Raw genomic sequence first — 25,483 nt, 5'->3', positions numbered from 1 at the left:
TGCTCGTTATTAAGAATTTAAGTCAGATATCCATCTGACTTCTTACCCTGATGCCAAGTTTACCTTATATAACTGAACGTTAGGTTAACAAAGCAATCAATTACAGCTGTCATTTTGATTAAAAAGGACAATCAACTTCAAAATATAGCTCAGTTCCTGAAGTTGGGTGCCTTAGTTTCAAAGCGCAAGCATGTAACTGAAGTCGAGGCACTGAAACTTTTCCATGTTCAGTGCCATAAAACTTATCGCCGAGGATCGGATGCCCAAGCCACAACATATGCACTCTCAGTTGATGAGAACGTCCTGTGACAGGCGTTAACTCAACTTTGGTCTGATGCTTATTCCGTTCAAGCACACTAAAGTACGTAAGTGACGGCTTACCGGATCCAAAATGCACCATTTGTTTTGGTCTGTTCGGCCAATCACACAATAAAGGTAAATCAACAGACCCATGATCAACAAGCACTTGTCCTTCCAATAAAGCAACATAGCGCTTTTTGGTCTGGCGTAATTCAAACTGTTTGTTCAAATCCCGCTGACTTTGTGCATGCATGGCCATGACCACCAGACCTGACGTCGCCATATCCAGCCGGTGCACTATGCGAGCCAAAGGCCACACCAGCCGCACCCTGTACTCCAGACTGTCTTTATGTTCAGGTGCTTTGCCTGGAACAGTCAACAAACCGCTGGGTTTATTCAGGATTAGAATGTCTTCATCCTGATAAACAATATCCAGGTAAGGCGTTGTTGGCGGCTTGTACTCAAGTAACATTGTATTCACTTTTAGTCATGGCTGACAACAACTACTCGCAATGCGTCAAATTTTAACCTTGCTTTACTGATGTAATCTGTTAATTCTTGTTGCTGTTTTTGTAAATGCGCGATTTCTTCAGGGCGCACTGATGGGTTCAATTTCTGTAGCGCCTGTAAGCGTTCAATTTGTGCATTGAGCTTTTGTTGCATTAATTGCTGTGCTTGTTGCTGGACTTCGATTAAACGTGCTGAGGCCAGCTCCTGCGCTTTACCTATCAACGGATGGATAAAGCTTTGTAAAGCCTTCACCATCTTGGCTGCAGGTTGTCTGCCGACAGGCTTTAATTGCTTATTAAACTGCTCAAAGCCAACATTTGCAGCCAGATTCTTCCCATTTTTTTCCAAGAGCAGGCGCACTGGAGTCACTGGTAAATAACGACCCAGTTGCAGCTCTTTTGGCGCACTGGCTTCGACTATAAAAACAAATTCTACAAAATAGGTGCCGGCGGGTAGGGCTTTGTTTGGCAATAAAGCCACAGAACTATTGCCCATTTGCTCATTGGTCAGAATATCCAGAGTGCCTTGCACCATAGGGTGATCCCAGCTTAAAAACTGAATATCTTCCTGAGCTAAAGCGGTCGCCCGGTCAAAGGTCACGCTGATACCGTCATCGTCCAGCATAGGGTAGTGGCTATGCAGATGCTCTGACATAGTCAGCACCATGCTGTTTTCACCTCTGTCGTCCTGATTAACACCCAGCACATCCCAGGCCCGTAACATAAACATAGGCAAGCGAGTTTCATCATCCAAAACAGCGATGGCTTCCGCCAACTCACTGGCTTTGCCTCTGCCAGAGCTGTTGATTTCCAGCAGTTTATCGCGACCTTGTTCAAGTTTTTGTTTCAGTTGCAGGTTCAGTTCTGCGCTTTTTGCGATCAACGCCTGCACAGCGTCTTGATCCATAACGTTGGCACAAAGCAGTTCAAAGAGTTCAGTGGTAACTTGTTCAAACACGGAGCGTCCGGTTTGGCAGGTCTGATTGAGCGCCTGTAAACCCTGTTGATACCAGTCCAGCAATACTTGCTGTGGATGATCGGCAAAATATGGGATATGAATTTGAATATCCTGGGTTTGACCTATACGGTCCAGACGGCCGATACGTTGTTCCAGTAAATCCGGGTTCAGAGGTAAATCGAACAACACCAGATGATGAGCAAACTGGAAGTTTCGGCCTTCACTGCCAATTTCTGAGCAGATCAGCATCTGAGCGCTGTTATCTTCCTGAGCAAAATAAGCCGCGGCCATATCCCGTTCAACAATAGTCATGCCTTCATGGAATACCGAAGCGCGAATGCCTTCCCGTACGCGAACTGCTTCTTCTAATGCGATAGCTGTATCTGCATGAGCACAGATCAGTAAGAATTTGCTGCGTTTATGCTGTTTTAGCAAGGCGATCAGATGATCGACCCGAGGGTCAAATTGCCACCAACTGCTGGCTTTACCTTCAAACTCCTGAAAAACGCGCTCAGGAAATAAACTGGCTTTGGCTTTTTGCTCCAGGCTTTGTTGTTTATTAAAAGCTTGTTGTACTTTTAATGCGTTCTTATACTGCTCAGGTAATTCCAGTGCAACGGCCTGTGGCTGACGTTGTGGGAAGCCTGAAATCGCGCTACGGCTGTTACGGAATAAAATCCGGCCTGTGCCATGACGGTCTAGCAATTGATTTAATAACTGCTGTCTGGCTTGCTCAGTCTCTTCATCGGCACTCTTGGTGTTTTGTAATGTGGCTAATGCTGCTTTCACATTGCTTTCAGCGAGTAGCTGACCTAAAGCTTGAGCCGATGCATCACTCAAAGGGTGTTGCTCCAGCACTACCGCAGCCAAATCAGCGATTTGTTTGTAGCTTTGCTCTTCTGCAATAAAAGCCTGGTAGTCGTGGAAACGATTTGGGTCTAATAAACGTAAGCGGGCAAAATGGCTCTGATGACCCAGTTGATCAGGAGTTGCGGTCAGCAGTATTAAACCTGCAGTGCCTTCTGCCAGCTCTTCAATACGCAGATATTCAGTGCTGGCCGCTTCTTCGCTCCAGTGCAAATGGTGAGCTTCGTCTACGACTAACAAATCCCAGTCTGCATCGACGGCTTTTTGGTGATGGCTGCGTTTTTTTACCAGGAACTCAAGGCTGGTTAAAACCAGCTGTTCGGTTTCAAACGGATTACCGCCATCCAATGAGGATTCAACACAACGTTCATCATCAAAAATAGAAAACTTCAGGTTAAAGCGGCGCAGCATTTCCACTAGCCACTGATGCTGCAGCGATTCAGGCACGACCACCAGAACTCGTTTAGCTAAACCTGCCAGTACTTGTTGGTGGATAATTAAACCTGCTTCGATGGTTTTACCCAGACCTACTTCGTCAGCCAGTAATACACGTGGCGCGTGACGTTTTGCCACTTCTTCCGCTATATAAATTTGATGTGGGATCAAGCTCATCCGGCCGCCGACTAAACCTTGCAACGGGCTTTGTTGCTGCTGATGCAAATGTTGCCAACTCTGGTAACGCAAAGGGAAGGTTTCAAAACGATCGACCTGACCTGCAAACATGCGGTCTTGTGGTTGACTGAAACTTATAAAATGATCGAGAAACAACTCACGCAGTGCCACGGTTTCATCAGTGTCAGTGCGGGTGCCATGATAAATAAAACAGTCGTTTTTGCTTTCAACTTCGCTGATTAATAAAGAAAAACCTTCGGCACTTTTGACTGTATCGCCCGGGTTGAACTGAACACGGGTCAGCGGCGCTTCCAGAATGGAGTACAGACGGTTTTCACCACTGGCCGGAAACAGCAAAGTCAGCATCCTGCCTTCCTGCCCAATCACAGTACCTAAACCTAAATCCGACTCACTGTCGCTGATCCAACGTTGACCCAAAGCAAATTTTATCATCTTGTCCTCACTGCAGAAAATGGCGCGCCATGGTACAGCGAAATGCCTGATACCGCATCAGCTGTAATGACGTATTTTTTTCCATAGATTAAAAATCGTCATCTATTGGTCATACAGGCAGTGCATTTTTGCTCTAAGCTTAGATCAAATGAATAAAAGCACTGACATCTTCCTTCCCACTGAACCAAAACATCAGGGAGCCAGTCAGATGCGTATACCCAAGTAAGGATTGTTGTATTTTTGCCATGAACTTTCATGGTTTTTATTGTCGCTAAGGAGCTGCTTATGGCGCGAAGAAGAGCTAAAGATAAAAAAATATACGTTCTGGACACCAACATTCTACTGCATGAACCTTTCGCCTTCTTAAACTTTCAGGAACACGATGTTGTTATCCCGATGACAGTGCTCGAAGAATTAGACCACATCAAAGACAAACACAAAGACGTCAGCCGTGAAGCCCGTATTGCGATTCGAGCCCTGGAAGATGTACTCAAAGACGCTTCTCCTGAAGAGATGCTGCAAGGGGTTGCTTTACCAAGTCCTATTGAAGAAAAAAATGCTGGTCATTTATTTATTATCAACGACCATCATATCAGCGACCAAATTCCGGGATTACCTGGTGGTGAAAACGATCATTTAATTATTAATACAGCGTTATTTTTACAGCGGGAAAAAGCGCCGACCAAAGTGATACTGGTCACCAAAGATATCAATATGCGCCTGAAAGCCAAAGGGGCAGGGTTGAAGCTGGTTGAAGATTACCGTACCGACCAGTTGATTGATGATGTACGGTTTTTATACAAAGGCTATTACAAGTTTTCAGGCGATTTCTGGTCTGTAGTCAAAGACTGCCGCACCCACAATGAAGGGCGTGAAACCTACCATTTTGTACCACGTTCCGTATTACCTAATGCGTATATCAACGAATACCTGATTGACGAAGCCGAAACTTTTGCTGGTCGTGTGCTGGACATCAATGAGCAGGAAATCAAAATTCTTGATTTAGGTTTTGAGCGTTTGATGCACAAACACGCCTGGGGTATTCATCCAAAAAATATTTATCAGGCGATGGCGTTAAATGCCTTGCTCGACCCGGATATGGATTTGGTCATTCTGACTGGCCCTGCAGGTTGTGGTAAAACCTTAATTGCCTTAGCTGCCGCGTTGGAGCTGGTGATTGAGAAGGGCATGTACGACAAAGTCATAGTGACCCGCAACACGCCAGAAATTGCGGAGTCTATTGGCTTTTTACCCGGCACTGAAGAAGAAAAAATGGCGCCATGGCTGGCGGCTATTACTGACTCGCTGGAAGTGCTACATAAAACCGATGAACACCCGCATGCTAGCGTGCAATACATTATGGATAAGGCCAATATTCAGTTTAAATCAGTCAACTTTATGCGTGGACGCAGTATCCAGAATGCGATAGTGCTGCTGGATGAATGTCAGAACTTAAGTGCGGCGCAGCTGAAAACCATCATCACCCGTTGTGGTGAAGGCACTAAGTTGATTTGTTCAGGCAACTTGTCACAAATCGACAGCAATTACCTGACAGCTGTGACTTCTGGTTTAACTTATATAGTGGAGCGTTTTAAAAACTTTGAAGGCAGTACCACCATCAATCTCAATGGTGTAGTACGTAGCCGGTTGGCATCTTTTGCTGAGGCTAATTTATAATTGAAAACAAAAGCCCCGCAATAAGCGGGGCTTTTATCTGTTATGCGGCTTTAAATTTGCGTCTGGTCAGAGCAACGCCAACCAGTCCCAGTAGGCTAAACCAGCCCACACTGCCACTGTCTTCTTCAACAATCACAACCTGGGGTTCGTCATACGAGAAATCTTCCAGTGGAAGCTCTGCTAATGCCGGTTCGTCAAAGCCTGAAATTTCCGCCAGTAAATCATTGTAGTCAGCATCATAGACACGGATCACTAGGTCGTAATAAGCCGGCGGCAAACTATGCAGCAGTTCACTTTCTATCGCAAACCAGTCGTCTGCACTGGTGCCATAGAGCGTAAACACAGAACTGGTGTGAATAATGACTTCAGGGGCACCCGCACGTTTTAGTGCAAAATGTACGTATACAGGGACGGACTCGTAGTTAGTATCGGCATCAAAACGGACATACAAGCTGTGGAAAAAGCCGTTTTTATTTAAATCTGAATCAAATGAAATGTCGATGGTATCAAACCAGACATTGTTTTCGACACTTTGAATTAAAGCACCACTGGCACGCAATGCTGTTTTAGGTTTAGCGGTTTTCGCCACTTCGGATTGCAACTTAAATGACTCTTTGGTGGATGCAATTTCTGCAGGCGCGGCCAGAGTGAAAAAGGGTACCATGCCAGAACTTATGGCAAATAAACTGACCAACCAAAATTTACGCATACACAGAGCCTCCTTAGCTTTGGTATCATTACAGGCTAATCGCCATGAATACTGGCTGAACTTCTTTTTAAGTGAATAAATAATTTGAAACTGACGAAAAAACTCCAGATCACCGAAGCACAACAGGCTATTGAGGCTTTGGTTGTCGCAGCACCACAACTGAGCAAAGGTCGTCTGAAAGACGCGATGAACAAAGGTGCAGTCTTGTGGCGGCGTGGCAAACAAAATAAAAGATTACGCCGTGCTCAGGCGGATCTGTTGCCAGGTGATAGTCTGGAGCTGAATTACGACGAGCAGTTACTGCAACGCAGCTGCGATCCTGCAGTTCTTATTCACGAAGCCCGTGGCTATAGTGTCTGGTTTAAACCTGCTGGTATGTTGTCGCAAGGCAATGAATGGGGGGATCATCTGTCTTTACTGCGATTTGCAGAACTGCACTGGCAAGGTAAACGTCAGGTATTTTTATTGCACAGGTTGGATCGCGAAGCCAGTGGCTTGGTGCTGATCGCTCATACTAAGCAGGCGGCAGCTGCTTTTAGTCTGATGCTGCAGCAGCACAAAATTGATAAGGAATATCGGATTGAAGTCAAAGGTCAGTTGTCAGACGAGCTGATTGCAAAAGCAGCCTTGAGCACACCGCTGGACGATAAAGCCTCCACGACGGAATTTGAGCTGGAGTCTTATTCCGAAGAGCGGCGCGCCAGCATAATCCGTGTCAAGTTGATCACTGGGCGTAAACATCAGATCCGCCGTCACTTTGCACAAGCAGGACACCCTGTGATGGGCGACCCTGCTTATGGTTCTGGCAATAAAAATGAACAAGGTTTGATGTTGCAAGCGGTAAAGCTGAAATTTATTTGTCCTTTCCGCAAAACCGCTATGGAGTTTGAGTTACCAGCCAACCTGCTACAGGTTCAAATCTGACCCAGTTGGTGTCGTAATTTATCACTCAATGAAACGCCATTCACCTGAACCTTTAATATACCCAGGCTAATGGCGTTGAATAAATCCTGTCGTAAGTTATCAGTTTGCCAGGAACAGGGGCGGTTCTGCTGGCATTCATAGTTAAATGCCAAAGCTCCGTTGAAGCCTTGCTGCTGCGCCAAAGACAGGCTGTACCAAACCAATTCACGTAATGCATCTAAATCCTGCTCACAAATACGTTTGGACAATAATGCATGCAAAGGTAATACAGCGCAATGCGCCACATAGTCTGCTGGAATAGTTTGGAGCAACTGATGTTGCAGCTCAGCCGCCTGCTGTTCTGAAGCACAATACAGCCAGAACTCTTGCTCCTGTTCAACCCAAAACAGCGATTGATCCAAGCCAGCCCTGAACAGGCTCAGGTCGGCCTTCGTATGCCGTATCCCTTTATTTAACAGTGCAGGTGTTTGCTCCAGCACTATGACCAGCAACTGGCCTTGCATTTTAGCCTGATGATGGTGCAGTAATAATTCGGTAAAACTACGCCACTGTGATACCTGTATCAGGGAGCCGTATCGGTTTTTTTCTGCTTACTCAGCAACAAAAGCAACATAAAAACAGCAAGAGCTAACAAGGTTAACGTGATCAGTAACCATTGTTTCAGTTGGTTTTGCTGATCCAGATGCTGCTGTTGTTGTTTTTCTTGCTGCAGTTGCAATTCAAGACTGGTCTGCAGACTATCCAGTTGTATTTTGCTGGTGTCGTTCAATTGTGCAACTTCTAGCTGGTTGGCTGTTTTTTCCAGCTGATAGGCTCGTTGCCATTCTTGTTCAAGCGCCGCTAATTCTGCATTTAAGGCTAAATGTTTGCGTTTCAGATAAGCCGCCAGCTTTTCCGGTTCAGGTGCTGCCTCGTCCAGCATATTTTTTGCCGCACTATAGTTTTGTTTTTTGATAAATACAGTGGCCAGAAATAAAGCGGTTTCCGATTTGATCGATTGTGCTGACACCTGACTTGCTAACTGGTGAGCTTTAATAAGCAATTGTTCGGATTGATCCAGATCACCTTGTTCCGTTGCCAGCTCCGACAAGCTGACATGAGCGGAGATCAGCATATAAGGATCTTCGCTATCCACAGCTAACTTCAGCGCTGTGTTGTAGGTATCTTTGGCTTTTTCCAGCTGTTTCAGCACCAGTTGGCTGTCACCAATATTAATCAGTGCATTAACCCGGGCGCTCAAGCTATCTAACTGCTGATAAAGCCGCGCTGCCTCAGTAAAGTGCTGTAATGCCAGTTCGTGTTGTTCCAGTTTTTGATAGGCCATACCCAGGCGCATGCTGATGGACGCTATGGCTTGTTGATCACCCATTTCGCTGGCAAGCGGTAAAGCTGCTCTAAAATGTTGATAGGCTTTGGTCAGATTGTTGTTGTTTAAATGCAAACGACCTAACGTGATCATGGAATCCAGTTGACGCTGTTTATCTGCAGCTTGTGTGGCCAGAGTCAGGCTTTCATTTGCTGCTTTCATCGCAAGTTCTGCATTGCCTAACTGATTGTACGCCTGAGCAAAACTTTCCAGAATATCCATCCGCAGATTGAGCGTGGCTGCACTATCCTCATCCGGCAAAATCGCCTGAGCCAGTTTTAGTTTTTCAATCGCCAATGCAGTATCGCGATAAAATACGCCATAAGTTAAAGCCTGCATCAATAAGATACGGCCAGCGAGTTCAGTATCTGGCTCTAAGGTCATGGCCTTATTACTGAATTCCAGTGCGGCCTCTTTATTCTTCAGCACATAATGACTGTAAGCCAACAAGAAATAGTCTTGGGCTGTTTTGGCCGGTTGTTTTACTTGTGCGTCGAGTTGCCCTTGTGGATCCGCTTTGACTTGCTCCATTAATTGAGTCAAATCTGCGGCCTGAATAGCAAAAGTAAACAGCAACAAAAAAATGCAGAAAGCATGACGCATGCAATAGTTCTCCAAAAATAGACAACGCAGTGTAACTGAAAGAAAATCAGACAGCCAGATGAAAACGATGAGGTGCTTAGTGATTGAAAACACTAGTGATTTGTGGCTGAGGCAGTGGCTTTTGTATAGCCTGAAACTGCAGTTGTCCAACCAGAACTTATGGAATGAACAATTAAGGCGATTAAGCCTGGTTCAGCCATCTCAGACATTGATTATTGGTATCAGTGGGGCACAGGGCAGTGGCAAAAGTAGTCTGGCTAAAGCATTGCAGCAGTTATGGGCGACACAAGATGTGTTGTCTGATGTAGTGTCGCTGGATGATTATTACCTTGAGCCCGCGAAACGATTCAATAGAGCTCAGCTTTGGCACCCGCTTTTCGCTGAGCGTGGAGTGCCGGGCACACATGACACAGCATTATTGCTCTCACAATTACAGGCTTTCAAGCGCGGCGAAGCTCAGGTCTGGCAGCGCTATGATAAAGGTTTGGATTGTATAGCTCGCCCCTCAGAGAAGACAAAGGCGCGTTTGTTGATCCTCGAAGGTTGGTGTGTTGGGCTGCAGCCTCAGGCAGAGAAAGCTCTGCTTTCTCCTATCAATCTATTGGAGCAGCTACAGGATACTGACGCACTATGGAGGCGCAAGGTCAATCAGCAGCTTGCCACTGATTATCAGCAAATCTGGCAAGAGTCAGACAGCCTGATCTGGCTCAATGCGCCGGATTGGAAGGCTGTATGTCGCTGGCGGGCCTGGCAGGAGCTGCCTTTACAGCAGCGGGGCTTGGGCAAAAGCCCCGATGAGCTTGAACACTTTATGTTGTATTTCGAGCGTTTGACGTGCGAGAGTTGGCGGCAATTGCCTGACCTGGCAGATTTTATGCTGACGCTGGATCAGGATCAGGATCATAAGCTGCTAAGCCTTACACCTGACGAATAGGCTTTTGTGAGATAAAAGCCCGCAGATTTTCAGACAGTTGCAGTACCAGACGTTGCATGGCCTGACGACTGGCCCAGGCTACATGAGGTGTAATGATCAGGTTAGGCAGGGCACGGTCAAGTAGAGGGTGAGCAACAGCAGGTGGTTCAGTACTCAAGACATCCAAAGCTGCGCCTGCTATTGTGCCTTGGGCTAAAGCTTCTGCAAGAGCGGCTTCGTCAATCAGTCCACCTCTGGCTGTATTGATCAGCAGCGCAGTGGGTTTCATCCAGCCTAAGGTTTTTGCATTGATCAGTTTTGCTGTGCTGTCAGTGAGAGGGCAATGCAGCGACAGCACATCAGCCTGACGCAGCGCTGCTTCAAAGGCGGCTCTGCCTGCGCGGGTTTCTGTGGCGTCATGGCGTTCTGCAATCAGAACCTTCATACCAAAAGCTTCAGCCAGACGAGCTGTCGCTTGGCCTAAATCACCATAACCAAGCAAAGTCATGGTTTTGCCTGCAAGCTCTTCTATAGGCTGCAAATGCAGGCAAAACTGTGGGCTTTGGCTCCACAATCCTTGCTGCACGGCCTGATGATAAGACTGAATATGGTTGGTCAGTTGCAGCAACAAGGCAAACACCTGCTGCGGAACCGCAGTACCTGCATAACCCTGAGCATTACAGACCACTATGCCAGCGGCTTTGGCGGCTGCGATATCAACTATATTCACGCCAGTGGCTGCCACCAGAATGCAGCGTAGCTCTGGCAAGGCAGCAATGGCTTTGGCATCCAGCGGTACTTTATTGCTGATCAGCACTTGTGCACCGCTGGCGTGATTCAGTAGTTGCTCAGCAGAAGTTTGTGGATACAAGGTTAAATGGACTTCAGCTAATTGCAGCGGATTCAGATCGGTGTCAGCCATAGTGGCTGCATCAAGAAAAACGACTTGTGTTGTCATCAGCGATACACCACGTCTTTATACATAGGTGCTAAAATCGCCAGAAATTCATTTTGTGCTTCGATAGCAACCTTCTGCTGCTGCATAGCGGTGATTAAATGATTCACCAGTGCGTCAAAGTGGGCTTGGGTAATTTGAAAACCTGTATGACTTTCTTGCATGGATGCCCCGGTGTATTTGCAGGGACCGCCTGAGAGTTCACAAAACTGTTCTATCAACAAACGACGAAAACGAGGAATATCTGTATCGGAAAAATGATGCACTATGCTCTGATCATGTTCGATGCCATACAGGACGCCATCAACAATCTTTTCAACTCCGGTTTCGCCACCTAAACGCTGATATAAAGTCGTTTCCGGGCTTTGTTGGCATGCGGTTAAAACTAAGGTCGCTAACAGCAAAAGGTACTTCACCATGTGCCCTCCACTGAAAAATAAAAGCCGGTTTGTTCTGTTAAGCCTGCAATATCGCCTAAATCGACATAACCCAATACGACAGACGCATTTTTATTAATAAACCAGGCAGCGAATAAGTCGCGCCAGTGTTGTTCGTCGGCAAAACCAAGCTGATTCGGCTTTTGTTTAAATTCAGCGCCTACAGCCAGATTGTAATTCAGCAGTAATACAGCCGAGCTTTCAAACATCAGTTTGTGTCCAACATCTTCACCACCAAAACCTAACAAACCCGTTTGATGGGCATCAGTAGATCGCACTGTGGCGTTTAGCAGCAGGTTACGGCCTGCTATCGCATCAAAAAACACTTTGCTGGCTGCGATATAAAGTTCATAGCCTGAATCATCACCAGCCCCTACAGCCGCAGGTAATGCAAAATCGCGATTTTTCTTAAACTGTGCGCCAATACTGATCTGCGGCATAGCGGTATACAATAACTCGCCCGCTACTTTGTATTTGATACCCAGGATGTCCTGACGTAGCTCGCCTCCTATGGTATCCAGAGCGAATTTTTGTCGGGCGTAGGAAAGCTCCCATTGGTTGTTGAAACTGGCACTAACCCCCATACTGTCCAGCGTAAAATCGTCAACCCCAACTCTGCCAGCAAAGGTATTGACCGACCATTCGTCACTGCTACCGTAACCGTTGATAGTGGCCCATGGCACTATGCCTCCGCCTGAGTTACCTTCGATGTTGGTAGCGCCTCCGGTAGCTATCACTTTTGAGCCTGCCATCAAACTGCTACTGGCCGTTAATAAACACAGGCCAATTAAGATGTTTTTCATGAACTTACTTCTTGTTCAAACCATTGTGGGCTGTTTTGTTCAAAGTTCTGCAGCCATTCGATGAAATGTTCTGCTGTTAGAGGTTTTGAGAAAAAATAACCTTGTATCTTGTCACACTGATACTGCTGCAGTTTTGCCAGGCCTGCCAAATTCTCCAGACCTTCGGCTGTGACTTTTAAGCCCAAACTATGGGCCAGCTGAGTGGTGGCACTGACAATCAGAGCGTCATCCTGATTGTGTTCAATGTCTTTAATAAAGGCTCTGTCAATTTTCACTTCGTGTACCGGCAGCTGTTTTAAGTAAGCTAAAGACGACTGGCCTGTGCCAAAGTCATCAATCGCCAGCTCAATTCCCATATCACGCAGTTGGGTTAATATCAGGATCACTTGTTTTGGATCCTGCATCACCGCACCTTCTGTGACTTCCAGTGATAAAGCGGACGAAGGCAGGTTGTACAGTTTCAGCAAGGCGGCAATATCTTCAGGCAAGTGGGCATTGGTTAAATCATGTGCCGACAGGTTCACAGCTACAGTGATGTGCTGGCCTTGCTGGTACCAAAGAGCCAGTTGTGCCGCCACAGTGTTGAGTATCCATTCGGTCACCAGTGCTATATTGCCTGCGTGTTCCGCTAATTTAATAAACTCATCCGGCGGCACAAAACCCAGTTCAGGGTGTACCCAGCGGATTAAGGCTTCCGCAGAATGACAGCATTGTTTACCCAACTCCACTTTAGGCTGGTAAACCACAAATAACTGGTTCTTTTGCAGAGCAGCAGGTAAATCACGCAAAATAGTCAGTTCACGCTGATGGCTTTCGTCCTGACCTTGCTGATAAAACGCAACTAAACCCTGTTGCTGTTTGGCGTGGTTCAGCGCTATATCCAGGCGTCTTATTGCATCAGTTGCATGCACGCTGCCCGGATTAATATTGTAAGCACCAATGGAAACCTTCAGACTTAACGGTGAGTCAGCCAGTAAGTAGCCTGAATGCAGTTGCAGCTTGAGTTGTTCCAGCTGTAACGCAGAAAAATGGTGGTTATATAAAAGTAAAAACTCGTCGCCCCCTAAACGGGCGGCTAACAAAGGTGCTGGATGCAACTGATGTAAACGCTGCGCCATTTGCTGCAATAATGAGTCACCATTAGCAAAACCCAGCGCATCGTTAATATGGCGAAAGTTTTTGATATTCAGCAGCAGCAGACCTACATCCTGTGACGGTAAGAGTTCTGCCAATTTACGTTCAGCTGCTCCGCGGTTTTTGAGTCCTGTCAGCGAATCATGTTCAGCCTGAAACAGCAGTTCTGCTTCCCGACTGCGGATATCCAACTGCATCTTATGTAATGTATTGCCCAAGACCCCAATTTCGCCTTTGGCTGCTGGCAAATCTACGGCCGTCAAGCCCTGACCTATCTGGCTGGCGAAGTTGGACAATAAACGTAAAGGTTGAGTAATACTGCGGGCAATCACAAAAGCTAATAACAAGGCCAGCGTTAAACTTAAACCAAAAATGAGCAGCAGTTGCTGTCGGATTTGCTGATAACTTTCCTGCCAGCGCGAACTTGGATAATGCAATACTGCCCAGAGCAATTGTTGTTTATCCAGAGCTAAAGCAAGGGACAAAAACTGATCTTCATTACTACTAAATGGCTGCTGTTGAGTGTCGGCCAGATTCGGCAGCAAAGGTAATAAGCTTTGCTGCGTTTCAGCAGATAATGTGGAGTGCAGAGTTTGATTGCCTCTTTCACTATTGGTCGTGAAACTGACATCCAGATCGGTAATACCTTTGATTTGTTCAGCCAGTTGTTTATTCAAACTAAACCCCATACCTACCCAGGCTATGGTTTGGGGGGCTTTGACCGGCACCAACACCAATTGGTAAGAATTGCCTGCCAGTACCAGAATATCATTCACTGTGCCTGACTGATTGCCTTTGCTTTGTAAAAACACAGGTTTTACATCGTCATTATTCAAGTCTGCGCTGGTGCTGGCGAGCAGATCACCGCCAGGGGATAATAACAACACCAAATCAGCATGCACTCTGCTGCCATGGTTTTCCAATACCGACAATATTGTCTCTTGCTCTGCTGTCGCCACAGCCCGGCGAAAGCCAAAGTCGCTGGCCAGAATACTGACGGAGTTCGTCAACTGGCTGGCACGATTTTCCAGAGCCTGCAAAAAGACGTTGGCCGCAACTTTCAGTACTTGTTGCGCTTGTTGTTCACTATCTTTTTTCATCGTATTTAAAGTAGCAAGGCCGCTGGCTAAGGCCAGAATAGTCAACAGACTGATAAGTGAAACAACCAACCGGCTACGTAATGAATCGAACATTTGACCTCGTTGTGGCAGCAGCTTGTGAATACTGTCATAGTAGACAAAGAAAAAATCTGAGTGTAATCAAACCACTCACTCAAACAGCATAAGTGAAAATCAAAGGTCTGGATATGTCTGCTGAAACCTTAGCAATAAGTCAGAGTGCACTCAACTCTAAAGCGTTAGATCCAAAGAAAAACCTGATTATTCAAATTCATATTTCATCCTATTTCTTATATGGAAAAGTATAACAGAGGGATTGTGCATGAAGGCAAAGTGGGCACTGTTGTTTTTTGTAATTTTGTTTAGTGATGTGTTGTATGCGGCAGAGCCTGTGACTCAGGAGCAGCAGCCTTGCGCCAGAGTAAAAGACCGTCCTTGTATTGCATTAGTTTTGGGAGGTGGCGGAGCTCGTGGTGGTGCGCATCTTGGGGTGATCCGCCAGTTAGAGCAACAAGGTATACCGGTCGATTTAATAGTTGGAACCAGCATAGGTGCCTTTATTGGTGGTTTGTATGCAACCGGTCATAGCCCTGATGATATTCAATATATCCTTGATCATCTGGAGTGGAGCACAGGCTTTCGCGACAAAGTTCACCGTGATGAAATGCCAGTGCGACGTAAACAACAGCAGGATGATTATCCGATCCGATTAGGTCTGGGCTTAGACAGCTCAGGCATAAAAATCCCCAAAGGTGTGTTGTTAGGCCAGGCCATGGCAGAACTTATTTTAGAGGCTTATGGCGCGCAGTTAAATCACAGCCATTTTGATCAATTACCTATCCCGTTTCGTGCCGTGGCTGCTGACTTAACCAACAGAGAAACTGTGGTGATGAGTCATGGCAGTCTGCTGCAAGCCGTACAGGCTTCAATGTCTATTCCTGGTGTAGTAAGACCTATGGAGCTGAATGGACGGGTATTAGTCGATGGTGGAGTGGCGAATAATTTACCTGTCAGTATTGCCAAAGACTTAGGCGCTGATCGTGTTATTGCGGTGGCGATTGACGCGCCGTTGTTGAATAAAGAGCAGTTAGACTCGGCTTTTGCGGTGACTGATCAATTAACCAATTTCTTAGTCCGTCAGGTGGTAGATCAACAAATAGCCTTATTGGGGCCTGACGATCTGTTGTTAAGCCCAAATGTGGCTCAGATAGGGACTTTGGATTTTGATCGCTTACCTGCATCTATTGAAGCGGGCCGCGTCAGCGCAGAACAACAAAGCAAAGCATTGGCCAGCTTCGCTTATCCAAAACAGTATCCGGATTGGCTGGCTGCACACAGAGCAAAGCAAGAGCCGACAGTCAGAGTGGACCATATTGAGCTGGATAACCAAAGTTTATTGTCTGACAAGGTGTTGTTGCACAGGCTGGCACTGAAAGAAGGTCAAAGTTACGACAGCAAAAAGCTTAAAGAAGGTCTGCGACAGGTGTATGGAGTCGACACACTGGAGCGGGTGTCATTGCAATTGGAACAAAATAAGCAAGGTGAAGACACTAGTTTAAAAGTGCGGGCTGTAGAAAAAAGCTGGGGCCCTGGTTACTTAAATTTCCGTTTTACTATGGAAGACGACTTTCGTAACAACAGATATTACCAGCTAGCGGGCTCTTATACCTATACCAATATCAGTGAGTTAGGAGCAGAGTGGCATAATGAGTTAGCGCTGGGCACTGACAAACTGATTAGCTCAGAGCTGTATTGGCCAGTCTTTACTCCTGCAAGTTTTGTCAGTGCGCAAATCCAGAGAGAAACCACTATTTTGTCTCTGGAGGATACTGAAGGATTATCGTTGGGAGATTTATCCAATAAAGAAACTGCGCTGACAGCAAAAGCTGGCTGGAATATCTCTGATCACGCCAGATTGAGCTCTGGCTGGACCAACAGGGACGGTTATTTCCGTATACCGGGTTCAGGAGTTGAAGATTTAGGTTTTAACCGATTAAGGTATGATCGCGAAGGTCCTGTGCTGGATTTTGTCTGGGACAGGCTGGATAACCCTGCATTTCCAAGTCGGGGTTTTAGTATCAGTGCGAACTGGCAATGGCTGGACGATACTGCGTTAGGTCAGACAAACCGAAGTCGTAGTCATTCTGTTGAGGTGCAGGCGGCCCGTAGCTTTTTTGCCCGGCATATACTCCGTACCCGCTGGCGCTTTGAAGACTACACGCCAGGAGATCCGCTGGTCGCTGTTGAGCAGTTTTCTTTAGGAGGACTATTAAACTTGTCAGGTTATCCAAAAAATTACTTGTTTGGCAGTGAAGTTAAATTCGGCAGTCTGGTGTATTTGTACAAGATGAGTGAAAACAGATTCAGTGTATTTAACTCCCCATTTTATCTGGGAGCTTCATTGGAAAAAGGTCAGGTCCATGGCAACATGATTAGGCTGGACAGTTTGGCCAACGAAACCGATTGGATCTGGGCCAGCAGTCTGTTTGCTGGCTGGGACAGCCCTTTTGGCCCTGTGTATCTGGGGTATGGCCGGGCTGAAGATGATATTAATGGCAGGGCCTATCGCTATTATTTATCGCTTGGGCAAAATTTTTAACCTGAGGAGAGCCGATATAACTAATAGAATGCCGGACGGGTTGCTCCACTGCAAAGCAAACCCGGCGGTTCATGCAATTGACGAATTAACTTTCTGCTTCAGTCAGTTTTTTCGCTCCTTCTTTAATTAGTTGCTCTTTTTGTTTTTGCAGCATTTCCAACTGAGCTTTATCTGCGTCAGTCAGCTCACCTTCTTTATTGGCAAGAGCTTCAATTTTCTCTTCTATTTCTTCCAGCTTTTTCCGATCTATGCCGAGTTTGCCATCTAGCACTTGCTGCATCATCGTTGCTAAGCGGTCTGGCTCTTTTAACTTGTCATTTTTCTCTTTGTTTTGTTCGGCCATATCCTCTGATTTTGACATGGTATTGTTATTGTTTTTAGCCAAATGCTGGTAGGTCATGTCCTGCTCTTGTTGGCCGCTGGATAAACTGACTTTGTCTGCATAAGGATCATCAATAAAGACTTTGTCTTTGCCAAAAGAAGGGGATTTAAACAGTTGAGCATCCAATCCAAGTGAGGCGGTTACACCAGAAATATTGAACATACTAGTCTCCTGAGCTTTATGCTGTGGTCATGTACCTGACCTGTTGCTTAAAGAGGAGCAAATTTGGTGCCAAGGTTATTTCGTCTAAAAACACAGCAAAATGGCAAAACAACGGCAAGAGTGCGGCAAAAGCCGGCCGTTTTTTACATGTTTTTACATAAAATTTGCCGCTTTGTAGCCTTGTAGTTCAGTAAAGCTGACTACAACTAAACTGGCGCTGGTACTGGCGCGGACTGATCCCCAGTTGCTTCTGAAATTGCTGGCGCAAGTTTAACGAAGAACCAAAACCCGTCAGGTCACTAATTTGTTCTATCGAGTGCTGACCTTGTTCCAGATAGTGCTGTACCAATTGTAACCGCTGCTGTAGCAGCCACTGCAGCGGGCTTAGCCCTGTACTGGCTTTAAAGTGCCGGTCGAAACTACGTCTGGACATACCCGCTTTATCGGCCAGTTGTTCAATAGCTAAAGGTTTATTTAAATTTAATAGAGCCCAGTCCATAGTGGCACTGAGTAAATTGGTTTTTTTCTGCAAAGGCAGTGTGACAAACTGAGCTTGTCCACCTTCACGATGAGCCGAAATAACAGCTCTTTTAGCGACCTGGTTGGCGATTTCAAAGCCAAAATCCCGCCGGATGACTGCTAAGCCTAAATCCAATGCTGCAGCACTGCCTGCTGAGCAGCCAATCTGGCCATCAAAACAATAAAGCACATTGTGCTGATAACGGCTGTCCGGATAACGCCGTTGAAACTCATCAGCATAACGCCAATGAGTAGTCGCTGCTTTACCACTGAGTAGCCCAAGCTCTGCCAATAAAAAGGCACCTGAGCAAAAGGAAATAAGCCTCACTCCCCGCTGATAAGCTGCCAAGAGCTGTGCTCGCAACTCTTCCGGTGGTTCTGGTTCTGACACAGACCAGTTGGGGATCAGAATTGTATCGTACTGAGTTAAATCCTGAACCTGAGGCACCAGTAATTGCAGGCCACCAGTTGCCATCAAAGGTCCTGGATGAAAGCTGATCAGATCGGTTTGATACCAATCCGGGTATTCCGGCCGGCTCAATGCAAATAACTCGGAAGCACACCCCAGCTCAAAAGTTGCGACAGAGGGACCTAACAAAATGGCTATTTTGTGCATGCGACTGCTCCGGTTTTGGCTGATTGTCAGTGTTGGCTTAATACTAATCTATTATGGCTTTTAAGCCAATGGTGGCGGTTTTGGAAGCAAAGTACAGTACTGCTGAGTTTTATTAACACCATGCCACAGCACATTCAGACAGGAGCAGACTTATGTCATCAATGGTATCCAGGCCCTCAGCAGCGGGCTTTGAACAAGCTATTACCCACTTTAGTTCTTTGTTGCAGTTTGAAACCGACTGCTGGGATGTACATCATGCCATCAGCAATAAACGGCAGGATTTTGTGCTACTGGATGTGCGGGGGGAGACTGCTTATGCACAAGGCCATTTGCCTGAAGCCGTTCTTTTTCCTCATAGCAGAATTAGTGTAGAGAGTCTGGCGCTGTACCCGCTTGATACCTTATTTGTGGTGTATTGCGCCGGACCACATTGCAATGGTGCAGATAAAGCGGCGCTGAAACTGGCTCAGTTGCAAAGGCCTGTGAAGAAGATGATCGGTGGAGTCACAGGCTGGCTGGATGAAGGTTTTGAGTTAGTGCGCTAAAGTGAGGACCAGTAAAGCAGATGGCAGGTGACAACCACTATCGTCAGGTGGTTTCTTAACCTGGTGTAGGCGGGGGAGTATGTTAACTGACTCCCTTGCCTGATTTCAAACCACCTCAATGCAACAAAAGCTGCAGCAAGTACCAGAAGTTGCTGCGACGGTACAAGCGAGCCGCTAAACCAGCCTACCAGTGCAAAACTCACCACCCATACAGGGAAAAACCGTTCAGACTGCTGATATAAAACAGGCCAGAGTACTCCTGACATAAAAGCCAGAATAATCTGGCTGTAGCTTTGAAATGCCGGGAATGGCGGTGTGAAAGCGAGAAGCTGTGGCCAAAGTTGTAGAAAAGTCAGGCCAATAAAAGGTAGTAAACCGGCATAACCTAAAAGCTGGATCAGGCGCATAATATGACATCATCAAGAGTAATAACAGACTATACGCAGCAGATGAGATTATGGATGAAAAACCAAAAAAAGAGGGAGAACCACAAGGGTTTCCCTCATAAAAATCCAGGACAATCCAGAGAGTTAAAGCAACACATAAACAGGGTTCGCACTTAACTAGGAGCTATTATCCAATTGACCCGTGGCATTTTTATGACAAGTTGATAAAGCTTTCGCGACACTTGCTAAGCCTGTTACTTTGCGGTTGACTGTGGGTTGGCAGGAATCGGGTCAATTTGGGAGTAAGGGATGTTAAAAAAATACCTGCAGCAAATCCGCCAGGGTAAGCCTGTGCATTACGGTCGTATGCTGGAGTTATTACCGCCGCTGTTTTATCAGAAAAAGTCCGAGATGTTTAAAGTGCGGCAGTTAGGCTCGGGCCGATGGCAGGTCAGTATTTTATCTGAAGTTTTGTTTAGTCAGCTTGAACAGCAAGCGCTTAAGCCAGCGTCACGCAAAGAGGCGGCTCAGATTGGCGATTCACACCAGGTGAATACCTCTTTTGGATATCAACTGGTGTATCACGAGTTATGCCAGAACCGCCAACCTGAAGTAGTGGTGCTGGACGGCACCGACAAATTTCAGAGCTATCAGGCTAAAACTACTCTGCTGCTGATTGAAAACGAAGAGTGCTTTTTCCGTTATGCGGAGCTCCTGCCTGTCTGTGGTCAGATGCTGGCGCTGGATTTTTCTTTGCACACTACCGACATTGGTTTTGCTTCGGGCAGTAAAGCCAGTTCAGCCTTGCTGACGCCTTTTTATCAGCAGTATCAGCAGATTTATTGCGGTTTTGATTTTGATGCGGCGGCTTTAGAGTTATTTGATTTATTAAAGCAGCGCTTAGGTGACAAACTAAAGTTTGTCACACCAGCTGATTTCAGCCCCTGGCAGTCGTTGTTTAACAACAAGCCCAAACACCCTAATCAACTGGCGAAAGCTCTGGAATTAGCAGAGAAGCACCACTTTTATGGTTTGTTGGATGCCTTGCAGCAAAAAGGCTGCTTCTTAGAGCAGGAAGCGTTGTTAGGAAAGTAACAGCTTTAGTGGTGATATCCCAACTAAGCAACTACAGTGTTCTGCAGAGCAAAGGTCTGGTTAAATTTGCTTTAAATCAATACGCTGTGTCTGTTATCGGGTTGTGAGACTACTAGGTATAACTACTAAGGGGAAATCTGACTATGTATAAAAATCTGTTGGTTGTTTTTGTAATGATGGTGTTTAGTTCGTTGGCGCAGGCCGCCGGTGCTTTAGCTATTGATGAAAATCAGGGCGATCAATATGGTTTTGCTTATGACTATGCTTCAATTTCAGAAGCTTCAGAGAGAGCTTTATCAGAATGTGGTGGAAATTGCAGTGTAGTGCAGGTATTTGAATCGGGTTGTGCGGCTTATGCTGCTGACCAAACGGCAGGCAGTACCATTTATGGTTGGGCAACCAGTAGTGACGGTGGTGATGCTCAGTCTCAGGCGTTGCAGTACTGTTCAAGTTATGGCGGCAGTCAGTGTATGGTGCGCAGCTGGGGCTGTAATTCACAGTAAATGATGAGCTGGAGCAGCGCCAGACATAACAGGTCTTGTTACTGTTTGGCGTCATCTAAAGAATTTAGTTTTGGTGTCTCCATTTCTTCATCTTATAACTCTATAGTGATGTTTTGCTTAAAAAAAGGTTCAAAACATGCTTGCCAGAGTTTGCTTATTGTCTGTGTTATGGCTTTGTTGTACTGCTCAGGCCGCAGGACCCCTGAAATTAAATCAGTTACAGTGGATTGGCTCGCACAATAGCTATAAACAGGCTTTGCCGGAGGGAGCCAGCAGCTATATGCAGCAACAAGGCCAGGATACCTCGTCATTGCAGTATCAACATTTACCTTTGCAGCAGCAGTTGGAGTTGGGGTTACGTCATCTGGAGCTGGATGTCTTGGCCGATCCTCAAGGTGGTATGTATCTCCAACCAGCGGCGGAGCAGTGGTTGGGCAAGTCTTTGTTATCAGCAGAATACAAAACCAAGTTACAGCAACCCGGTTTTAAAGCCTTTCATATACCGGATCTGGATTTTGCCTCCCATTGCCCATTGTTTCAGGATTGTCTGCGCCAGTTACTAAAATGGTCAGAACAGCACAAAAATCATTTGCCTGTGGTGATTTTACTCAATGTAAAAGAAAGCGGCGTAGCAGGGGGTATTCAGCCCAGAGTTCTGACAGCGGGAGATTATGCCCGGTTGGATCAGGAAATTCGTGCTGTATTGCCGGAAGATAAATTGCTGACGCCTGATTTTGTCCGAACACCAGGTCTTAGCCTGCAGCAAACAATAGTGACCCAAGGTTGGCCAAGTGTAGCTTCGTCCCGCGGCCGTTTTGTATTCTTGTTTGATGGTCAACCAGAACAACTGGAGTTGTACCGCAAGCAGCATCCATCTTTAGCCGGGCGGGTGATGTTTGGTAATTATCCGCCTTCCAGTGCAGAGGCGGCCATGGTGCTGCAAAATCAGCCTGAGCAGCAGTTCGAAGCTATAGCTAAACTGGTACAATTGGGTTACATAGTGCGCACCCGTAGTGATGAATTTCATCCAACAGCCTATTCCATCTCAAGACGTGACAAGGCTTTGCAAAGTTCAGCTCAGATTATTTCTACTGATTTTTACCCACATGCGCCACAACAAACCCCGGATGGTAAAGCGGTGCAATTCGCAGATCAAAGCCTCTGGCGATGTCATCCCAAATTAAGTTATGCCAACTGTGTGATTTCAGAATAACGGCTTACAATCTGGTTCGTGAGCAAAAGTGTGGCCGATGTGTTTTTCAGTATTGCTGCGGGTAGGGCTACCTTTGCTGATCGTTGCAAAGATAGCCTCAAAGCGGATGGCTTTCTATTCTTGAGTGTACTCAGTGACTTCGTAATATTCCTGTTGCAGGATGTTTTTACGACAGATATGGATTTTAAGGTTGGAGCTTCTCATCCGTTCTATACCACAGTGCATGTTCTGCACATCTACGCCGTACTTACCTTTCAGCTTCTGATAGATAGGCTCTAGTGAGGCTAATTGCGCTTCGCTCAGATTCGAAGTGACCTGCTTATAAGATTTTTCCCAGTCTTTATTACGCTGTTCCAGCGACAAACGCATCCATGACAAACCTTCTTCCACATTCACCGGAACTCCGGCTTCACCGGAGATCATCATCATACCTAGCAGGTATTGAGGATGTTTTTCGCCATAGTAGGCAAAACGCTTTAGTTCAGGCAAGGCTTCCTCAAAACGTTGGCTCCGAATTTTAAGCATCAGGTTGTCATAATCTGTGGAATAAAGGTAGGAGCGTATTCTGGTTTTTTTCCCTTCTTCAGCTGCGGATACAGCGGGCACCACTAATGCTGCACAGAGCATTGAGATCAGTAATGTTTTCATCATCTAGTCCATCCATTGATTTAAGTTAGACTGATAATAGCAAGAGCTTTGAAGCAGTGTAGTTGATATTTGTAACATTTAGTTTCAAATAAATAACATGAGCTCTATTTTTAATGGTTTATAAAACAAATGGTTATGCTTTTTTTATGCTGTCTTTGTACAGAGATGTTGATACATCTGTATCAAAAACAGGGTATCTCTCGCAGGGACAGTGAAAACCAGAGGCAGGGCCTTAAGCTGAGTTTTAAATGGATGAATCATTAAATAGGTAAGCAGTAGCCTGAGGTTCTGTTACCAGACTAGCGCGGCCTGAATTTATGATTCAGGCCGCCATTTGTAGTATAAAAGCTGTGCTTGCAATTATTTTTGTTGTTTCAGCTCTGCCCTTAAAGCTTGCAGCTCCTGCTTAATATCAGTCAGTTGCTGATGCATCATTTGTTGTTCGGCTTGCTCCGCTTTTTTGTCTTCCGCACGTTCTGCCGCATGCTCCTGATCGGTAAAGGTTTGCATGGTGTTGACGATAATGGCGATAAAGAGGTTCAACATGGTAAAAGTGGCGATCAGGATAAAAGGCACAAAAAAGGCCCAGGCAAAAGGGAACTGTTCCATCACAGGACGGGAAATACCCATAGACCAGCTTTCCAGCGTCATCACCTGAAACAAGGTATAAAACGAGGCGCCAATAGAGCCAAACCATTCCGGAAAAGCTGTACCAAATAACTTAGTGGCTATCACCGCAAAAACGTAATAAATCAGCAGCAACACCATAGCGATGGAACCTAAGCCAGGTAAAGAGCCCAGCAGGGCAGACACTACACGGCGCATTGAAGGCACGATAGACAATAAACGCAACACCCTCAGTACCCGTAAAGCTCGCAGCACCGAAAATTGTCCTGTGGCTGGCATTAAAGCTATACCAACCACTGCAAAATCAAACAAACTCCAGGGGTCTTTAAAAAAGTTAAGGCGATAGGCGAAAATCCGCAGTAACAGTTCCAGCACAAAAACTGCCAGCAATACTTTGTCAGCGAGCAGGATCGCAGCACCAAAGTCTTGCATGACTGTGGCAGAGGTTTCCAAACCTAATAAAACGGCGTTGATTAAAATCAGCACTAAGATACCGTGACTAAACCAGTTTTTCTCCACTAGTTGTTGCACTTTGTGTTGCAGCTGTTGTTTCATTTTTCCCTCTGGATATTCAAAAATATGCCGCATTGTATCTGCCGCTTTGTGAACTTGATAGCGGGCGTTCAGGCTAAGAGCTGTGTTGTCAAAATAATGTCCCGAATACTGGCGTACATCTTGCTTTGCCATTTGCAAGCACTGAAGGACGCATTTTATGAAACTGGATAACAGCAATCTTTTTGAAACATTAAGTCAAATCCGCTCTGGTCAGTATTCGGCTATGTATGCGGCTGCTACGAAAAAGGAATCTCCATCTGTGACTGATCCGGCAGACAAGCCGGTGGATAACGGCACAGGGCAAGTTGGCGACGGCAAGACCTTGACCTTTGACACTATGAGCCGCAAACAATTATCCGACTGGCTGACGAAAGGCCTGGAGGGCGGAAAAATTCCGGCGGATCAGGAGCAGGCGTTTCGGGTCTTGTTGTATTCAGGTAAAACAGAAAGTTCTGGCGATGAAGCCAACTCAGACACAACGGCTATCAATTTTATGGAAAAAGCTCAGGACGCGATAAAGAGTGCTGCGCAGCGTAATGATAAAAGCTCAGTACAGTTTTGGGCTAATGCGATGGCAACTATGAATCAATTTCAGGGTAAAGCAGCATAAGGCAGTTAAACACTGCCTTATCAGTTCTATGTAAATGGCGACAATAAAGTACGCAAGGCGGGGCGTAATGCCAGCAATATCGTATCTTTTTGTAGCTCAGGGTATAAAGTCCGGCGTATCGCCAAACCCCCTATCATGGCAAAAATGACATTGATACGGGCATCCAGTTCTTTGTCCGTCACATCTTTGACCAGACTACGTTCACCCGTCAACAAACGCCTCATCCTAGCTCTGGCGTGGGTGTCGGATTGTTGCATCAAAAACGCCATTTTTTGATTACGGGCTGCTTCTGCCAGCATTTCCAGCTCAAGAGCGTTTTTATCTTTATCTGTATGCCGTTCGACACCATGGTCTGCACCGTCCAGCATAATAGTCATCAGATCGCCCGGATCATCTTCAAACTGCTGAAATACAGAAAACATTTCCTCCATATCGCGCTGAATAATAGCTTCGATAATGGCTTCTTTACTGTCGAAATAATTGTAAATATGGCCTGCGCTCATCCCTGCAGTTTTTGAAATCTCAGCCATGCCAGCACCATGGTAACCTTTGCGACGGAAACAATCCGCTGCCGCTGTCAGTACCTGGTTTCTCCGCGCTTCTGCTAACGCCGGATCTGTATGTCTTTTTGCTATTTTTTCTGTCATGGGAACTCCGACACCGGGCTCGAAAGCCCGGTGAGCAC

General features: G+C 46.1%; 24 protein-coding genes. 9 read left to right on the top strand and 15 right to left on the bottom strand.

The genetic code is table 11. The features are described from left to right. Nucleotides 1-118 precede the first annotated feature (118 nt). Together OM978_RS18220 and rapA are read right to left on the bottom strand one after the other, a co-directional pair. A complete protein-coding gene (locus OM978_RS18220; RefSeq protein ID WP_264343721.1) occupies nucleotides 119-772 on the bottom strand; it encodes an RluA family pseudouridine synthase in 654 nt (217 codons plus the stop codon). 11 nt (nucleotides 773-783) lie between these two features. Beyond that, complete coding sequence (rapA, locus tag OM978_RS18215) at nucleotides 784-3,699, bottom strand: RNA polymerase-associated protein RapA (protein ID WP_413690729.1); 2,916 nt, start codon at nucleotides 3,697-3,699, stop codon at nucleotides 784-786. 285 nt (nucleotides 3,700-3,984) lie between these two features. Between rapA and OM978_RS18210 the strand changes: the two genes are divergently transcribed. Next, nucleotides 3,985-5,376, top strand: a complete 1,392-nt coding sequence (locus OM978_RS18210) for a PhoH family protein (RefSeq protein ID WP_233008107.1) — start codon at nucleotides 3,985-3,987, stop codon at nucleotides 5,374-5,376. 40 nt (nucleotides 5,377-5,416) lie between these two features. On the opposite strand, the gene OM978_RS18205 is transcribed toward OM978_RS18210, so the two are convergent. Then, on the bottom strand, nucleotides 5,417-6,085 hold the full coding sequence (locus OM978_RS18205) for a choice-of-anchor H family protein (protein ID WP_264343720.1): 669 nt from the start codon (nucleotides 6,083-6,085) through the stop codon (nucleotides 5,417-5,419). An 84-nt stretch (nucleotides 6,086-6,169) separates the two neighbouring features. Here OM978_RS18205 and OM978_RS18200 point away from each other — a divergent pair, with 84 nt between their 5' ends. Further along, on the top strand, nucleotides 6,170-7,009 hold the full coding sequence (locus tag OM978_RS18200) for an RluA family pseudouridine synthase (protein WP_264343719.1): 840 nt from the start codon (nucleotides 6,170-6,172) through the stop codon (nucleotides 7,007-7,009). Here OM978_RS18200 and OM978_RS18195 read toward each other — a convergent pair. Both OM978_RS18195 and OM978_RS18190 read right to left on the bottom strand, forming a co-directional pair. Further along, nucleotides 7,000-7,512 (bottom strand): hypothetical protein, encoded by a 513-nt coding sequence (locus tag OM978_RS18195; RefSeq protein ID WP_264343718.1) that lies wholly within the window; start codon nucleotides 7,510-7,512, stop codon nucleotides 7,000-7,002. The two genes, OM978_RS18200 and OM978_RS18195, sit on opposite strands and share 10 nt — an antisense overlap. A 59-nt stretch (nucleotides 7,513-7,571) precedes the next feature. After that, nucleotides 7,572-8,978, bottom strand: coding sequence for a tetratricopeptide repeat protein (locus tag OM978_RS18190; RefSeq protein WP_264343717.1), 1,407 nt, complete (start codon nucleotides 8,976-8,978; stop codon nucleotides 7,572-7,574). A gap of 79 nt (nucleotides 8,979-9,057) precedes the next feature. Here OM978_RS18190 and OM978_RS18185 point away from each other — a divergent pair, with 79 nt between their 5' ends. After that, nucleotides 9,058-9,912: a kinase gene (locus OM978_RS18185; protein ID WP_264343716.1), complete on the top strand. Its 855-nt coding sequence runs from the start codon at nucleotides 9,058-9,060 to the stop codon at nucleotides 9,910-9,912. Here the strand turns inward: OM978_RS18185 and OM978_RS18180 are convergent. From OM978_RS18180 to OM978_RS18165, 4 genes are read right to left on the bottom strand one after another with little or no spacing between them, the layout of a single operon-like run. Continuing rightward, nucleotides 9,896-10,849, bottom strand: a complete 954-nt coding sequence (locus OM978_RS18180) for a D-2-hydroxyacid dehydrogenase (RefSeq protein ID WP_264343715.1) — start codon at nucleotides 10,847-10,849, stop codon at nucleotides 9,896-9,898. The two genes, OM978_RS18185 and OM978_RS18180, sit on opposite strands and share 17 nt — an antisense overlap. Beyond that, complete coding sequence (locus OM978_RS18175; protein WP_264343714.1) at nucleotides 10,849-11,265, bottom strand: group I truncated hemoglobin; 417 nt, start codon at nucleotides 11,263-11,265, stop codon at nucleotides 10,849-10,851. Before OM978_RS18175 ends, OM978_RS18180 begins: the two co-directional genes overlap by 1 nt. Then, complete coding sequence (locus OM978_RS18170) at nucleotides 11,259-12,086, bottom strand: DUF3034 family protein (RefSeq protein ID WP_264343712.1); 828 nt, start codon at nucleotides 12,084-12,086, stop codon at nucleotides 11,259-11,261. Before OM978_RS18170 ends, OM978_RS18175 begins: the two co-directional genes overlap by 7 nt. Continuing rightward, nucleotides 12,083-14,413: an EAL domain-containing protein gene (locus tag OM978_RS18165; protein ID WP_264343711.1), complete on the bottom strand. Its 2,331-nt coding sequence runs from the start codon at nucleotides 14,411-14,413 to the stop codon at nucleotides 12,083-12,085. The genes OM978_RS18170 and OM978_RS18165 overlap by 4 nt, the downstream gene beginning before the upstream one ends. A 247-nt stretch (nucleotides 14,414-14,660) precedes the next feature. Between OM978_RS18165 and OM978_RS18160 the strand changes: the two genes are divergently transcribed. Next, the gene (locus tag OM978_RS18160; RefSeq protein WP_264343710.1) at nucleotides 14,661-16,937 is read left to right on the top strand and encodes a patatin-like phospholipase family protein; all 2,277 of its coding nucleotides are present in this window, start codon (nucleotides 14,661-14,663) and stop codon (nucleotides 16,935-16,937) included. 85 nt (nucleotides 16,938-17,022) lie between these two features. Here OM978_RS18160 and OM978_RS18155 read toward each other — a convergent pair whose 3' ends face one another. Beyond that, entirely contained in the window at nucleotides 17,023-17,481 is a 459-nt protein-coding gene (locus OM978_RS18155; RefSeq protein ID WP_264343708.1) for a hypothetical protein, read from the bottom strand. A gap of 187 nt (nucleotides 17,482-17,668) precedes the next feature. After that, nucleotides 17,669-18,616 carry a helix-turn-helix domain-containing protein gene (locus OM978_RS18150; RefSeq protein WP_264343707.1) on the bottom strand — a complete coding sequence of 316 codons (948 nt, stop codon included), beginning with the start codon at nucleotides 18,614-18,616 and terminating at the stop codon, nucleotides 17,669-17,671. A gap of 152 nt (nucleotides 18,617-18,768) precedes the next feature. Between OM978_RS18150 and OM978_RS18145 the strand changes: the two genes are divergently transcribed. Next, nucleotides 18,769-19,161 carry a rhodanese-like domain-containing protein gene (locus OM978_RS18145; protein WP_264343706.1) on the top strand — a complete coding sequence of 131 codons (393 nt, stop codon included), beginning with the start codon at nucleotides 18,769-18,771 and terminating at the stop codon, nucleotides 19,159-19,161. Here OM978_RS18145 and OM978_RS21545 read toward each other — a convergent pair. Further along, nucleotides 19,158-19,568, bottom strand: a complete 411-nt coding sequence (locus tag OM978_RS21545) for a DUF3429 domain-containing protein (RefSeq protein ID WP_413690728.1) — start codon at nucleotides 19,566-19,568, stop codon at nucleotides 19,158-19,160. The two genes, OM978_RS18145 and OM978_RS21545, sit on opposite strands and share 4 nt — an antisense overlap. Nucleotides 19,569-19,856: 288 nt before the next feature. Between OM978_RS21545 and OM978_RS18140 the strand changes: the two genes are divergently transcribed. The 3 genes from OM978_RS18140 (at nucleotide 19,857) to OM978_RS18130 (ending at nucleotide 22,358) form a co-directional block, all read left to right on the top strand. Next, entirely contained in the window at nucleotides 19,857-20,642 is a 786-nt protein-coding gene (locus tag OM978_RS18140) for a hypothetical protein (protein ID WP_264343705.1), read from the top strand. Nucleotides 20,643-20,785: 143 nt separating this feature from the next. Continuing rightward, entirely contained in the window at nucleotides 20,786-21,145 is a 360-nt protein-coding gene (locus OM978_RS18135) for a DUF4189 domain-containing protein (RefSeq protein WP_264343704.1), read from the top strand. A gap of 136 nt (nucleotides 21,146-21,281) precedes the next feature. Further along, entirely contained in the window at nucleotides 21,282-22,358 is a 1,077-nt protein-coding gene (locus OM978_RS18130) for a phosphatidylinositol-specific phospholipase C1-like protein (protein ID WP_264343702.1), read from the top strand. A gap of 114 nt (nucleotides 22,359-22,472) precedes the next feature. On the opposite strand, the gene OM978_RS18125 is transcribed toward OM978_RS18130, so the two are convergent. Together OM978_RS18125 and OM978_RS18120 are read right to left on the bottom strand one after the other, a co-directional pair. After that, complete coding sequence (locus OM978_RS18125) at nucleotides 22,473-23,009, bottom strand: hypothetical protein (RefSeq protein WP_264343701.1); 537 nt, start codon at nucleotides 23,007-23,009, stop codon at nucleotides 22,473-22,475. Between the two features lie 357 nt (nucleotides 23,010-23,366). Next, the gene (locus OM978_RS18120; protein ID WP_413691243.1) at nucleotides 23,367-24,188 is read right to left on the bottom strand and encodes an ion transporter; all 822 of its coding nucleotides are present in this window, start codon (nucleotides 24,186-24,188) and stop codon (nucleotides 23,367-23,369) included. 157 nt (nucleotides 24,189-24,345) lie between these two features. Between OM978_RS18120 and OM978_RS18115 the strand changes: the two genes are divergently transcribed. Then, nucleotides 24,346-24,798 carry a hypothetical protein gene (locus OM978_RS18115; RefSeq protein WP_264343698.1) on the top strand — a complete coding sequence of 151 codons (453 nt, stop codon included), beginning with the start codon at nucleotides 24,346-24,348 and terminating at the stop codon, nucleotides 24,796-24,798. 26 nt (nucleotides 24,799-24,824) lie between these two features. Here the strand turns inward: OM978_RS18115 and OM978_RS18110 are convergent, their stop codons facing one another. After that, nucleotides 24,825-25,445, bottom strand: a complete 621-nt coding sequence (locus OM978_RS18110) for a TetR/AcrR family transcriptional regulator (RefSeq protein ID WP_264343697.1) — start codon at nucleotides 25,443-25,445, stop codon at nucleotides 24,825-24,827. Nucleotides 25,446-25,483: the final 38 nt, after the last annotated feature.

Origin of the sequence: Rheinheimera sp. MM224 (assembly GCF_947090785.1) — a bacterium.
In the GTDB taxonomy this organism is placed as follows: Bacteria; Pseudomonadota; Gammaproteobacteria; order Enterobacterales; family Alteromonadaceae; genus Pararheinheimera.
This window is presented reverse-complemented; position numbering and strand designations above follow the sequence as displayed.

What these genes read in the sequence shown, in the direction of transcription:
- OM978_RS18220 (WP_264343721.1), bottom strand. Translation starts at nt 772, where the DNA reads ATGTTACTTGAGTACAAGCCGCCAACAACGCCTTACCTGGATATTGTT.
- OM978_RS18155 (WP_264343708.1), bottom strand. Translation starts at nt 17,481, where the DNA reads ATGTTCAATATTTCTGGTGTAACCGCCTCACTTGGATTGGATGCTCAA.
- OM978_RS18190 (WP_264343717.1), bottom strand. Translation starts at nt 8,978, where the DNA reads ATGCGTCATGCTTTCTGCATTTTTTTGTTGCTGTTTACTTTTGCTATT.
- OM978_RS18135 (WP_264343704.1), top strand. Translation starts at nt 20,786, where the DNA reads ATGTATAAAAATCTGTTGGTTGTTTTTGTAATGATGGTGTTTAGTTCG.
- OM978_RS18140 (WP_264343705.1), top strand. Translation starts at nt 19,857, where the DNA reads ATGTTAAAAAAATACCTGCAGCAAATCCGCCAGGGTAAGCCTGTGCAT.
- OM978_RS18205 (WP_264343720.1), bottom strand. Translation starts at nt 6,085, where the DNA reads ATGCGTAAATTTTGGTTGGTCAGTTTATTTGCCATAAGTTCTGGCATG.
- OM978_RS18195 (WP_264343718.1), bottom strand. Translation starts at nt 7,512, where the DNA reads ATGCAAGGCCAGTTGCTGGTCATAGTGCTGGAGCAAACACCTGCACTG.
- OM978_RS18165 (WP_264343711.1), bottom strand. Translation starts at nt 14,413, where the DNA reads ATGTTCGATTCATTACGTAGCCGGTTGGTTGTTTCACTTATCAGTCTG.
- OM978_RS18130 (WP_264343702.1), top strand. Translation starts at nt 21,282, where the DNA reads ATGCTTGCCAGAGTTTGCTTATTGTCTGTGTTATGGCTTTGTTGTACT.
- OM978_RS18110 (WP_264343697.1), bottom strand. Translation starts at nt 25,445, where the DNA reads ATGACAGAAAAAATAGCAAAAAGACATACAGATCCGGCGTTAGCAGAA.
- OM978_RS18160 (WP_264343710.1), top strand. Translation starts at nt 14,661, where the DNA reads ATGAAGGCAAAGTGGGCACTGTTGTTTTTTGTAATTTTGTTTAGTGAT.
- OM978_RS18170 (WP_264343712.1), bottom strand. Translation starts at nt 12,086, where the DNA reads ATGAAAAACATCTTAATTGGCCTGTGTTTATTAACGGCCAGTAGCAGT.
- OM978_RS18115 (WP_264343698.1), top strand. Translation starts at nt 24,346, where the DNA reads ATGAAACTGGATAACAGCAATCTTTTTGAAACATTAAGTCAAATCCGC.
- OM978_RS18120 (WP_413691243.1), bottom strand. Translation starts at nt 24,188, where the DNA reads ATGAAACAACAGCTGCAACACAAAGTGCAACAACTAGTGGAGAAAAAC.
- OM978_RS18175 (WP_264343714.1), bottom strand. Translation starts at nt 11,265, where the DNA reads ATGGTGAAGTACCTTTTGCTGTTAGCGACCTTAGTTTTAACCGCATGC.
- OM978_RS18145 (WP_264343706.1), top strand. Translation starts at nt 18,769, where the DNA reads ATGTCATCAATGGTATCCAGGCCCTCAGCAGCGGGCTTTGAACAAGCT.
- OM978_RS21545 (WP_413690728.1), bottom strand. Translation starts at nt 19,568, where the DNA reads ATGCGCCTGATCCAGCTTTTAGGTTATGCCGGTTTACTACCTTTTATT.
- OM978_RS18150 (WP_264343707.1), bottom strand. Translation starts at nt 18,616, where the DNA reads ATGCACAAAATAGCCATTTTGTTAGGTCCCTCTGTCGCAACTTTTGAG.
- OM978_RS18180 (WP_264343715.1), bottom strand. Translation starts at nt 10,849, where the DNA reads ATGACAACACAAGTCGTTTTTCTTGATGCAGCCACTATGGCTGACACC.
- OM978_RS18210 (WP_233008107.1), top strand. Translation starts at nt 3,985, where the DNA reads ATGGCGCGAAGAAGAGCTAAAGATAAAAAAATATACGTTCTGGACACC.
- rapA (WP_413690729.1), bottom strand. Translation starts at nt 3,699, where the DNA reads ATGATAAAATTTGCTTTGGGTCAACGTTGGATCAGCGACAGTGAGTCG.
- OM978_RS18125 (WP_264343701.1), bottom strand. Translation starts at nt 23,009, where the DNA reads ATGATGAAAACATTACTGATCTCAATGCTCTGTGCAGCATTAGTGGTG.